We start from the raw sequence: 12,012 nt of genomic DNA, 5'->3' as shown, positions 1-12,012 counted from the left end.
GTATCGTGAGATGGATATGAAAGTTCTTTACTTGGTAGATGTCCAGGGCCAACTGGGCGATGCCATCCGCGTTTCCAAGATGTACAAGGCCTTAAAGAGAGCTGGCGCTGATGTGACCGTCGTCAATTTCAAAGAGACGCATCAACCGCGTTGGCGCCTGTTCACCCAGCCGTGGGTCTTGGCGCGATCCTGCGTCCACGCTGTGATGAATTGGCAGCTCAGTAAGCTGGCCATGCAAGCGAAACTGTATGCCTTGGTGGCGGAGAAGAAAATCCGCGCCGTCAAGCCGGACCTGCTGTGGTGTGAAACCGAATTGGTTGGTGGGGTGATGGCTCCACTGGCGCAACGACACGCCATTCCATTGGTCACCGATATTCATGGACTGACGACCGCCGAATATGCTGAAAATCCGTTTCAGAAGATTGTGCCGGCGCATCTGGATTACTTTCGCGCGATTGAACAACAAACCGTTGCCGGCAGTCAGGTGTTGATTACTGTCTCCAAACCGATGAGCGACTATTTCGTCAATCAACATGGGGTCAACGGTGAGCGACTCGTCTGCATTCCCAACGGCTCTGACCCATCGCCGGTGCAAGCGCGTTTTCGTGAGCCGTTGAAAGTCATCTATGGTGGCGCGCTGGTCTTCTGGGAGCATGTGGATGCCTTCCTCGACACGAGCAAGCGCGCCACGCGCCACGAATTCTATCTGGCCGGTTCCGGCTATCTGAAAGATCATCTGATCAACCGCATTGAAACGGAACAGATTCGGATGATTTACCTAGGCAGTGTGCCACGCAACAACATCATGAATGTGTTCGCTCGCATGCAAGTCGGCATGGCGCCTTCAACCGATGGGCTGACGCGCCGTGTGGCTTGTCCCATCAAGGTGTTTGACTATTTGGCCTGCGGGTTGCCCGTCATCACGCCACAGTATGGTGAGTGGGCCGATGTGGTCAAGCAGCATCGTTGCGGGATTGTGACAGAGCGCTCCGACGGGGAGCAGTTTCATCAAGCGCTTGAACAATTGACCGACCGGCCCCTGTGGGAAGAGATGTCAGCCAACGGCGTTCACCTGATTAAAACGGCGTGGAATTGGGACCGATTGACCGAGCCAGTGGCAATGATCTTAAAACGATTCGGCGCGCTGCGCGTCGCGCGTGGCGCTGGTTCGTAAGGCGCTGCAGAAACACATATCAACGCACGGAGGGGGTTCATGAAAGTAGCCGTCATTTTGGGAACGCGACCTGAGATCATCAAGCTATCGCCTATCATTCGTGAGTTGGAGCGTCAGCAGATCACGTTCTTCCTGTTACACACGGGGCAGCATTATTCCTATGCGATGGATCGGATTTTTTTCGACGACCTGAAACTGCCGGCGCCACGCTATAACCTGGAGACTGGCTCCGCCTCGCATGGAACGCAGACCGGGTATATGTTGAGCGCCATCGAGCCGATTCTGGAACGGGAAGAGCCAGACGTAGTCATCGTGCAAGGCGACACCAACAGCGTGCTGGCTGGCGCGCTCGCCGCCGTCAAACTGGGCATTCCGGTCGGGCACGTGGAAGCGGGCCTGCGCTCGTTAGACCGGCGTATGCCAGAAGAATACAATCGCATTCTCACCGATCATCTCAGCCTGTTGCTGTTTGCGCCGACAGAGATCGCCGTGCAGAACCTGCGCGATGAAGGTATCGGCAGCAAGCCGTTTCTCACGACGCGCGGTCGGCAACAAGCGCTCATTTACAACGTCGGCAACAGTGTGGTGGATGCCACGCAACAGAATATCGAAATCGCGCGCCAACGTGAAGCTGACGTGTTGCGCGAGTTTGACCTCGCTGCCAAACAGTATGTGTTATTGACTGCGCATCGCGCCGAAAATGTTGACAATCCGGCGTTCATTGCGCAGTTGAGCAAGCTGTTGGCCTACGTTCGTCAACAGTATCACCTGCCGGTTGTGTGGCCGATCCATCCGCGAACGGCGCACCAACTGGAGCAATTTCGTATCAAGCCGCCGGCGCTGCTCATTGAGCCGCAAGGCTATCTGGAGTTCTTGGCGTTGCAAGCGAACGCTCGGCTGATCATCACCGATTCGGGCGGTGTACAAGAAGAAGCCTGTGTCCTCGGCGTTCCGTGTGTGACGATTCGGAAAACGACGGATCGCCCCGAAACCGTCGCTGTCGGCGCTAGCCGCATAGGCGGCACTGAGCTGCCTGACATGAAGCGCGCGGTTGATCTGATGATGTGCAGCAACGGCCGATGGCCGATTCCCTACGTGTTGAATACGAGCCAAACGATCGTCCATCTCTTACGCCAGATGTTCAGTCAGCAAAGCGTGGAGGCAGCTCAAGCCGTCTGAGTGAGACATCTGGGACCTCGATGAGGAAAACGGTATGAACGTTGTCATGATCGCCAGCGGCGCATTAGAGTACACGGTCGAACTGGCCAACGCCATGAGTGATCATCATCGCGTCAACTTGCTGGTGCCGCGTCATGAATTTGCTCATCTTGAATGGGCGCTTGATCGGCGCGTTAACCTGCATGCATTGTGGTGGCCGCGTCAACGTGATCCGCGAAGCGCCCTGTTTTTGCTGGACACGCACCAGTTGATCGAACGACTCAATCCCGACGTGGTGCACATCTTGAGCTGTCAGACGTGGCTCAACGGATTGATGCCGTTGCTGAGTCACTGCGCGTTGGTTGCCACAACGCATGATGTCGTCCCGCATGTGGGCGATTCGGCATCGCGCAAAATACCGGTCGCGTTGAGTTCCTATTCGTTGCGCCGCGCGCATCGTGTGATCGTCCACGGCGAGAAGCTCAAAGCCGATCTGATCCGGCTCTATCACCTGCCGGCTGATCGCATTGACATCATCCCGCATGGCGTGCTGTCGCTGTATTGTCGGTTGTTGCCCGGCACCAATAGCAACGATCCCGCCTCGCTGCCGGCGGATGATCTGGCCGCCGCGCAACCGCCGACGATTCTGTTTTTCGGTCGCATCTACAAGTACAAAGGACTCGACTACCTGATTGACGCGCAGCCACACATCACACGCGCTGTGCCTGAAGCGCGCATCGTCATTGCCGGTCGCGGCGACGATATGAATCAGTACATCGCTCGATTTCGCCAGCCGGATCGGTTTGATGTCTACAATCAATTCATTGCCAACGAGCAAGTCGCCGAGTTGTTTCAGCGCGCTACTGTGGTGGTGCTGCCCTACATTGATGGCTCGCAAAGCGGCGTGCTGCAAATTGCCTATGCGTTTGGCAAGCCGGTTGTGGCCACGCGCGTCGGCAGCATTCAGGAAGCTGTTGATGACGGCCGGACGGGTCTGCTCGTGCCGCCGTGTGATGCGCGCGCGCTGGCCGATGCCATTATTGAATTATTGCGCGATCCGGCGCGGCGCGCGTTGATGCGTGAGCAGATTGGCCGGCAGGTCGCCACACGGTTTGCCTGGAGCACGATTGCGTTGGCGACGACAGAAACCTATCAACGGGCGCAGCAAGAGCGACGGCGGCTGACGGCGACTTCGTGTGCGGTAACAGAACGGTGACGCCCGGCATGAATCAGTTGGCTGGTCTGCGGTCGGCAAGGAAGCTCGTTGATCAATAATGCCATGGTCTGCTCGTACTTGCAGGATGACCGACAACGGGGGTCGGTTTTGTTCAATCAAGCTAACATGAGCCGTTCTGGGGGTGGAACGATTCCAAAACTGATGTAGGCTGAGTGTAGCGACTATGAAACCATACATTGTGATGATCGGGTCTCATCCACAGAAGGTCGTGGGCGGCATTGCCACGATGATTCAAACCATTCTCACCTCGTCGCTGACAGAGGAATTTGCGATTGAACACATTCCCTCGGTCGTAGATGGCTCGAAGCGGCAAAAGTGGTGGACCGTGACGCAGGCGCTCGCGCGGTTCATCGCGCGTCTTGCAACGCGACGTGTGGCGCTCGTCTACGTGCATATCGGCGGCGATAAAAGCATCTATCGGAAGTCAGCGTTCATCTGGCTGGCTACGTTGTTTGGCCGAAAATTGCTGTTGCACATTCACGGGGGCAATACAGCCCGCTACTACTACCAGCAAAATTGGTTGTGCCGGTGGTATCTGCGCGCAACGCTCCGTCGAGGTGACCGGCTGGTGGTCGTTTCAGAAGCGTTGCAAAGAGAATTATCGGGCTACCTGCCGGAGAAAGAGTTTCATCTGCTGCGCAACGCTGTCCCTGTGCCGGCCTCCGGCCAAGCAGCTCCGCGCGATGGTTCGGTGCGTGTGCTGTATCTCGGTCACTTCCTCAAGCTGAAAGGCATCTACGACCTGGTGAATGCGATTCCTCGGATTTGCGCTGCTGTGCCCAAAGCCAAATTCCTACTCTGTGGTCTTCATGAAATCGAGCAGGTGCGTGATCTCTGTCAACAGCGCGGCGTCATGTCGGCCATTGAGCTTCTTGGCCCGGTTCCATTCGAGCAACGTTGGGACGTGCTGCGACGGGCTGACATTTTCGTGTTGCCGTCTTATGAAGAAGGTTTGCCGGTCACCGTGTTGGAAGCGATGGCTGTCGGATTGCCTGTTGTGACGACGCCCGTCGGCGGCATTCCACAGGTTGTTGAGGATGGCGTTGGTGGATTCTTCATTAAACCGGGTGACGTGGATGCGCTGGTGACGCGCGTCATCCAATTGACTCGTGATGCCACGCTCCGGCAGCGCATGGGTCAAGCCAATCGCGCCCGGATTGCCCAAGAGTTCGACGTGGGAGCGTACATTGAAAAACTGGCCGGCCATCTCCGCAGTCTGACAAGCCGGACGCCTTCCGAAGAACAAACATCTCGTCACACTGGTCCAGCATTCGCGCGCGTCGCTCCACAGGAGGTTGTCTCACCCTCGTTACCGACAAAACGGCGTTGAACCGCTTTGCCGACGACTCGTGGGTGACCGCGCAAAATTACCTAGACTGGCATGTATGATTATCGAGTTTGCGCGAGGAAAACTACTGAGCATGATGCAAACTCTAATCGGGAGAAGGCGAGCCCTCTCATTTTGTAGAGGGCAGGTAGTGATTTGTATCACCAATGGTTAGGATGTTGAGTAAGCTGAGCCACCGTTGAGGGTCTCTAAAAGTTTAGAGGACGCAAGCAGCATGATCCATCGGTGAAGGTCGGACGACTCACACCAACTCTTTGTTTTGGAATAGATAGATGCTTGTACTGATGGGGTCACAAGAGGGGTATGCATCTTGCACTGTGGCGTCCCGTGTGGGACGCCTCGAGCGTCATGCTCACACCACGCGGAAAAGCGCGATGGCGGCAGCTTGTCTGGAGTGCTGCTGTCAGGAGAGGAGGAGGAGATATGATTTTCACGTGTCACGCGGTGAGGAGCAGCCAGCGCCAATGGTTGTTGTCACCGTATCTCCTTAACATCCCCTGTTTGAATCCCTCATTCCGTCTTCATTTTCATCGAACGATGCAGTCGCCCACTGTTCAGTGGGCTGCTGTGTCAACACGCCGTGCAGGTCGTTCATCGGCCGGTCGCTGGCTACGTTTGCCGGGGAGGCTTCTGCGGGCAAGCCAGTGTGTGTCCGGCGAAAGCCTACGGCGTGATGCGCGTCGTCGCACGCGCGATGAGAGGAACGCGCGCCGTGTGGCCTCGCCCAGTGGTGGACTATTTACGGCTTGGAGTAAAGATCACCGCTGCGTTATTCAACCTCAATCGAGCGACTACAGCCTGCGGTCTGCTTGCTCTCCGTCTCTCACACTCCCCCTGAGAGCACAGATTGTGTACCTGAGTGCCCAACTACGCAGGTTGCTCGGATGAGTCAAGAGGCAGCGCGTCGGTCTTTACTCCATCTCGTCAAAGGATACGTGCTATGTGTGGTATCGTCGGTATTCACGGATATGTAGACCCGGCCGTTCTTGAGCGGATGTCCGAAACGCTTCGCCATCGTGGCCCGGATGATTCAGGGATGTATCTGGCGCGGCGGCATGTGAGCTCGCCGGGTTGTGTGGGTATAGCCCATCGGCGACTCAGCATTATTGATTTGTCCGAACGAGGCCGCCAGCCGCTGGCCAACGAAGACGGCACAATACAGGTCATCTGCAACGGCGAGATTTATAACTTCCCGCAATTGCGCCGCTGGCTTGAGCAACGCGGGCATACCTTCCGCTCCAATTCAGACACCGAGGTGATCGTTCACCTCTATGAAGAAAAAGGCCCTGAGATGCTCACCGAATTGAATGGCATGTTCGCCCTGGCGTTATGGGATGATCGGCAGAAGCGACTGTTGATTGCTCGTGACCGCTTCGGCGTCAAGCCGCTTTACTATTATCAGGTCGGCGATGATTTCATGTTTGCTTCGGAGATCAAGGCGCTCTTGAAGCATCCGTTAGTGTCAGCTTCGGTGGACCTGGAAGCGTTGCGTTACTATGTCGCCTTTCGGTACGTGCCTGATCCGCTGACGATGTTCGAGGGCATTTACAAATTGCTGCCGGGGCACTACTGCCAGATTGATCGGCGTGGCGTCAAGTTTGTGCGGTACTGGCAGCCGGAATACATGCCCGACCCGATGATGAACGAGCAGGAATGCATTGAGGAGCTGCGCTTTCGCTTGGCCGAATCGGTGCGCCGTCAACTGATCGCTGACGTGCCGTTAGGCTTGAGCTTCAGCGGCGGCGTGGATTCCGGCGCGGTGCTAGCCATGATGCGTCAGGTGGGCGTGGAGGACATCAAAGCGTACACCATTGGTTATCCCGATCATGAATCGGACGTCGGCGGCGCCAAGAGCGATGTGACCTGGGCGCGACAACTGGGTCGTCAATTTGGCGTGCAATACCGCGAGATCATGTTTGAGCCGCCGATGCTGGCCGAGGTGCTGCCGAAAGTCATCTGGCACATGGATGAGCCGATTGCCGATAGCGGCGCGATTGCCAGCTTTCTGGTGGCACGCCGAGCTAAAGAGGAAGTGACGGTGCTGCTCAGCGGGCAGGGCGGCGATGAAATGTTCGGCGGGTATCCGTGGCATCGCGCGGCGCGACTGGCCGGCTGGCTGCGCCAGAGCCTGATCGGCGCGTCGCTGTTGCGATTGATCGGCCATTCGTTGCAGGCCGCGCCGATGGTGATCGGTGGCCGGCACGTCACGTTGCTGCGCCGATTGAAAAAATTCGCTGAGCATGCTCATAAGAATTTTGCTGAAGGTCACATCGGATTCATCAGCTATGCCAATGGCGAAGACCTACGCGCCTTGCTGGCGCCTCGGCTCAACGGTCGCGCCGATGCGCCGTTTGATATTTTTGTCAGTCACCTGCTTGGGCCCAAGGAGCTGGACCCACTGCATCGGGCGCTGAATCTGGACATGCACGCCTTTTTGCCATCGCACAACCTGCTGTATGGCGACAAAACCGGTATGGCACATTCGTTGGAACTGCGCGTGCCGCTGCTGGACAACGATCTGTTCGATTTCGTGGCCACTATCCCGCCTCATCTGAAAGTCGGCGTGCGTCAGCAAAAGTATGTGCTGAAAAAAGCGTTGGAAGGACTCTTGCCGCACGACGCGCTTTATCGGCGGAAGGCCGCTTTCGGCGTGCCGATACGATTTTGGTTAACGCATTATCTCCGCCCGATGGTTGATGAATTGCTCAGCGAGTCGAGCCTGAAGCAATTAGGCTACTTTGATCCATCGGCCGTTCGGCAGTTGATTAAAGCAAATGAAGCGGGAACGAAAGACGCCGGGCCGGTAGTGTTTTCGCTGCTCACGTTCGCGCTCTGGCATCAGACATTCATCAACTAAGCAGAGTCAGGGAAGAAGTCTATAGAGGGCAGCATCACCGTTGCTGTCGGGCAATCATGACACGGATTGATAACTTCACTTCTCGGAGGAGACAACACAATGGCAACAGCTTCAAATGTCATGAAAGGTTCAGGAGATCCCAACATGCCGCATATCAGCATTAGCGATGTGCAAGCATTCTGGAATGCGAATCCCTGTAATAGCCGCTACTCAAATCAGACAGATCGCAAAGCCTATTTTGATGAGCTTGAACAACGCCGCTACCGCGTCGAATGGCATATCCCGATCGTCGCGCAGTTTGACCGGTTCAAAGATAAAGATGTGCTGGAAATCGGCTGTGGCATGGGATGCGATGGATTGCAGTTTGCCCGGCACGGCGCGCGCTACACTGGGCTGGATTTGACACTGGCTGCCATCGAAATCAGCCGAGAACGGTTTTCACTCTATGGCGTCAGCGGCCATTTCAAAAATGGCAATGCTGAAGAGATGCCGTTTGAGGATAACAGTTTTGATCACATCTATAGCTTCGGCGTCATTCATGTGTCACCAGACACGCCGGCCATTGTCAAGCAGATGTATCGCGTGTTGCGGCCTGGCGGCACATTCACGGTAATGGTCTACAACAAGACCTCAATCAATTACTACATCGAGATCATGTTTTTGCGGAAGCTCTTCCGTTGGCTGTTGTATCCGGCGTTCATGCCCAGATTGTTGTCGAAGGTGTTTGGACTCGATTACTATGCCTTGAAGGGACACCACGAATTGCTGCGCACGCATCCGAAGATGAGCAATGCCGAGTGGCTCAGCCGTAACACCGATGGTCCGTATTGTCCCTATGCCAAGGTTTATGACGAGAAAGGGGTGCTCGAGTTGTTCAAAGATTTTGAAGATGTGCGAACAGACGTCTGGTATTTCGAGCCATCGCACTGGTCATTCATTGGGAAGATGATGCCGATGCGACTGGTCAAATTTCTTGGGCGTCATTGGGGATGGCATCGCATGGTCTACGGCCGCAAACCGTTGAATAGGCCGCAGACTTCAGACCTTCAGTCTTAGACGTCGGACCACAGACCTCGATTTCAAACATCAGACCCCGAACTATGAACGGGAGTCTGACGACTGATGCCTGATGTCTGAGCGCGATGTCCAATAGGGGGGTACAGCTATGGGGGTACAGATTGCCGATGTGCGAGCGTTTTGGGAGGCTCATCCATGCAACAGTTCATATTCAAACCGAACGGATCGTCGAGCCTATTTTGAAGAGATCGAGCGCCGGCGGTTTGAAACGGAGCCACATATCCCGATTGTGGCTCAATTCGACCAGTTCAAGGACAAAGATGTGCTGGAAGTGGGATGTGGGATTGGAACTGATGGGTTCCAATTTGCCCGGCACGGCGCGCGATATACCGGCATTGATCTGGCGCCGACAGCCGTGGCCATTACGCGGGAGCGATTTGAGCTGTTCGGTATTCCAGGGCGATTTGAAGTAGCCAATGCAGAGGAACGCATTCCATTTGCCGACGCCAGTTTCGATCATGTCTATAGTTGCGGTGTCATTCACCATTCGCCGGATACCGAGGCGATTGTGCGAGAGATGTACCGCGTGTTGCGACCCGGCGGCACACTCTGCGTGATGATCTACAACAAGACCTCGATCAACTATTACCTGCAAATCATGTTTCTGCGAAAGCTCTTTCGTTGGCTGTTGTATCCATCGTTCATGCCGGCGTTGGTGGCCAAGCTGACTGGTTTTGAGCGATGGAAGCTGGAACGGCATCGTGAAATCATGTTGACGCGTGGTCGGCTCAGCAAGCAGGAATGGATCAGTATGAACACCGACGGGCCGGATTGTCCGCTGGCCAAAGTCTACACGGCCGCCGAGGCATTGGCTTTGTTTAAGGATTTCACCGATGTGCGGACCGAGGTGTGGCACTTCAACCGGCTGCACTGGCCATTGATCGGGCGATTGTTGCCGGAGCGTCTCGTTCAGTTTCTCGGTCGGCGTTGGGGCTGGCACCGGTTTGTCTTTGGCCGCAAGCCACTGCGGGCGGCATCGCATGGTGACGTTAACAGGCTGGCGTCGGAAGTCTGAGGTTTGGACATGTCATCGTTGAATTGGTACTTGAGACGGTTGTCGCTGATGTCGTTGGAGGAGATCGGCCATCGCGCGCGGACGGCTGCCCGTCAGTGGCTGCAATGGCCCAAGCATGCGTTTAATCACAAGACCAAGCCGCTCAGCGATTACTTCCAGCTCACTGAACGCGAACTGAATGAGTATCTGGCGCGACCGCGTCCAACCCGTTTTCTGGAATTGCGCACGGCGCCGCCGCCAATGGCCATTTCGCGGGAATCGGCCATTGCACTGGCTGAGGACCTGCTGGAGCATCGGTTCACCTTCTTTGCGTTGCATCGAGCGCCACTGGGCGATCCGATTCTGTGGAACTACAACTACTATCATCATCGCATGTGCCCGCTCATCTATGCGCCGCGCGTAGATTATCGCGACGAACGGTTGGTCGGCGATGTGAAATACATCTGGGAGCTGAATCGGCATCAGCATTTCGTCCCGTTAGCCAAGGCCTATCATCTGACCGGCGATGAACGCTACGCTGCGGAAATTGTCAGCCAGATTCAAAGTTGGATCGAACAGTGCCCGTATATGATGGGCGTCAATTGGACGACTGCCGAGCAAGCGGCCATTCGATTGATCAGTTGGATTTGGGCGTATGAGTGGATTCAGCCGGCTTCGTGCGTCACTCCTGCATTCACCAGTCAATTGCTGCACAGCATCTATCAGCATCTGGAATTGATCACGCAGAATTATTCGCGTCATTCTTCAGCCAATAATCACCTGATTGCCGAGGCGACAGGCGTGTTCGTGACAACCGTCTATTTCCCTGAATTGAAACATGCGGCCGTATGGCGCGATGAGAGCCATCGGATTCTCGTGCGCGAAGCGTTGCTGCAAAATCATCCGGACGGCGTCAATGCCGAGCAAGCGACGGCGTACCATTGTCTCGTGCTGGAATACTTGCTGCTGGCCGGATTGCTCGGCGAGCAGAACGGGTTCCCGTTCCCGGAGCAATACTGGCAGCGGCTGGAGAAGATGATGGAGTTCATCGCGGCGTTGATGGATTGTCGCGGGCGGCTGCCTCATATCGGGGATGACGACAATGGACTGTTAGTGCAACTGGGCGAGTCGTCGGTCAGTCGCGCACGTTCGCTGCTGGCCACCGGCGCCACGTTATTTGGTCGCGCCGATTTTGCCGCCATGGCGCCTGAGTTTGACGAACGCACCTACTGGCTGCTTGGCGGCAGCCCGACGCGACGTCGCAGCAAATCGCAGCCGGCAGTGTGGAAAGAGTCGCGCGCGTTTGAGAGCGGTTATTACATCATGCGGGCTGGCGCAACGGCTGATGACGAAGTGGTCGCGGTGTTTGATTGTGGGCCGCTGGGGTATGGCTCCCTGGCGGCTCATGGTCATGCGGATGCGTTGAGTTTAACGCTGACAGTAGCCGGACGCGAAATCCTCATTGATCCTGGCACCTACTGCTATCACAGCGAAAAAGTATGGCGCGATTATTTCCGCAGCACTGCTGCGCACAATACGATTCGCATTGATCAGGTGGATCAGTCGGTCATCACCGGCAACTTCATGTGGTCGGAGAAGGCGGATGCCTTCTTGCAGGGGTGGGAGTCGAACGCGGAAGCCGACGTGGTCAAAGGCTATCATACAGGGTATCTGCGGCTCGCTGATCCGGTGACCCATCAACGCGAAGTCGCCTTCGATAAAAAACGGCACGTGTTCCGCATCACTGACCGAATTGAAGCGGCGGGCGAGCATCTGGTGGAGCAGTTCTTTCACTTTTCTGAAGCGTGCCAGGTGCGTCGCAGTCATGAGGCATGGGAAATTGAAAATGATGGCGTGCGCGTCCGGTTGCACCTAGATGAGCAACTTGAGCAGATGCTGGTTCAAGGTCAAGAAACGCCGCCGCTGGGCTGGCGGTCTTACACGCTTGGACAGAAGCATCCCATTCCCACCGTAGTCGGCCGGCGGCGCATCACGGGGCCATGCCAGTTTATCACCACCATCACGATACAACCTTCGGCATTTCGTCGAATCGTTCGGGAAGGATCGAGTGCCTCACGGTGAACGAGGAACAGCTACGCAAGGAAGAGTTATTCATCATGCTAACAGTTGATTTCCGTTGACAAGCCACAACATCGCGCGGCGTAAA

8 protein-coding genes are annotated in these 12,012 nt (G+C 55.9%); all 8 read left to right on the top strand.

All coding sequences use genetic code 11. The features are described 5' to 3' along the window. The first annotated feature begins 16 nt into the window (after window positions 1–16). The 8 genes from NZ823_02325 to NZ823_02290 all read left to right on the top strand — a co-directional run bounded on the left by NZ823_02325 (window position 17) and on the right by NZ823_02290 (window position 11,927). A complete protein-coding gene (locus tag NZ823_02325) occupies window positions 17–1,174 on the top strand; it encodes a glycosyltransferase (GenBank protein MCS6803963.1) in 1,158 nt (385 codons plus the stop codon). Window positions 1,175–1,213: 39 nt separating this feature from the next. Next, window positions 1,214–2,353 (top strand): UDP-N-acetylglucosamine 2-epimerase (non-hydrolyzing), encoded by a 1,140-nt coding sequence (wecB, locus tag NZ823_02320; GenBank protein ID MCS6803962.1) that lies wholly within the window; start codon window positions 1,214–1,216, stop codon window positions 2,351–2,353. 34 nt (window positions 2,354–2,387) lie between these two features. Then, window positions 2,388–3,548: a glycosyltransferase family 4 protein gene (locus tag NZ823_02315; protein ID MCS6803961.1), complete on the top strand. Its 1,161-nt coding sequence runs from the start codon at window positions 2,388–2,390 to the stop codon at window positions 3,546–3,548. A gap of 184 nt (window positions 3,549–3,732) precedes the next feature. After that, window positions 3,733–4,899: a glycosyltransferase family 4 protein gene (locus NZ823_02310; protein ID MCS6803960.1), complete on the top strand. Its 1,167-nt coding sequence runs from the start codon at window positions 3,733–3,735 to the stop codon at window positions 4,897–4,899. 958 nt (window positions 4,900–5,857) lie between these two features. Continuing rightward, window positions 5,858–7,774 carry an asparagine synthase (glutamine-hydrolyzing) gene (gene asnB, locus NZ823_02305; protein ID MCS6803959.1) on the top strand — a complete coding sequence of 639 codons (1,917 nt, stop codon included), beginning with the start codon at window positions 5,858–5,860 and terminating at the stop codon, window positions 7,772–7,774. Window positions 7,775–7,918: 144 nt separating this feature from the next. Further along, window positions 7,919–8,830, top strand: coding sequence for a class I SAM-dependent methyltransferase (locus tag NZ823_02300; GenBank protein MCS6803958.1), 912 nt, complete (start codon window positions 7,919–7,921; stop codon window positions 8,828–8,830). 109 nt (window positions 8,831–8,939) lie between these two features. Continuing rightward, a complete protein-coding gene (locus NZ823_02295; protein MCS6803957.1) occupies window positions 8,940–9,866 on the top strand; it encodes a class I SAM-dependent methyltransferase in 927 nt (308 codons plus the stop codon). 9 nt (window positions 9,867–9,875) lie between these two features. Continuing rightward, window positions 9,876–11,927, top strand: coding sequence for a heparinase II/III family protein (locus tag NZ823_02290; protein ID MCS6803956.1), 2,052 nt, complete (start codon window positions 9,876–9,878; stop codon window positions 11,925–11,927). The last annotated feature ends 85 nt before the right edge of the window (window positions 11,928–12,012 follow it).

The sequence above is a fragment of the Blastocatellia bacterium genome (assembly GCA_025054955.1).
In the GTDB taxonomy this organism is placed as follows: Bacteria; Acidobacteriota; Blastocatellia; order HR10; family J050; genus JANWZE01.
The sequence above is the reverse complement of the archived record's forward strand: the minus strand, read 5'-3'. Positions and strand labels throughout refer to the sequence as shown.

Bases quoted from the DNA above. Each gene is read 5' to 3' on its own strand.
- asnB (MCS6803959.1), top strand. From the start codon at position 5,858: ATGTGTGGTATCGTCGGTATTCACGGATATGTAGACCCGGCCGTTCTT.
- NZ823_02300 (MCS6803958.1), top strand. From the start codon at position 7,919: ATGCCGCATATCAGCATTAGCGATGTGCAAGCATTCTGGAATGCGAAT.
- NZ823_02290 (MCS6803956.1), top strand. From the start codon at position 9,876: ATGTCATCGTTGAATTGGTACTTGAGACGGTTGTCGCTGATGTCGTTG.
- NZ823_02315 (MCS6803961.1), top strand. From the start codon at position 2,388: ATGAACGTTGTCATGATCGCCAGCGGCGCATTAGAGTACACGGTCGAA.
- NZ823_02295 (MCS6803957.1), top strand. From the start codon at position 8,940: ATGGGGGTACAGATTGCCGATGTGCGAGCGTTTTGGGAGGCTCATCCA.
- NZ823_02325 (MCS6803963.1), top strand. From the start codon at position 17: ATGAAAGTTCTTTACTTGGTAGATGTCCAGGGCCAACTGGGCGATGCC.
- wecB (MCS6803962.1), top strand. From the start codon at position 1,214: ATGAAAGTAGCCGTCATTTTGGGAACGCGACCTGAGATCATCAAGCTA.
- NZ823_02310 (MCS6803960.1), top strand. From the start codon at position 3,733: ATGAAACCATACATTGTGATGATCGGGTCTCATCCACAGAAGGTCGTG.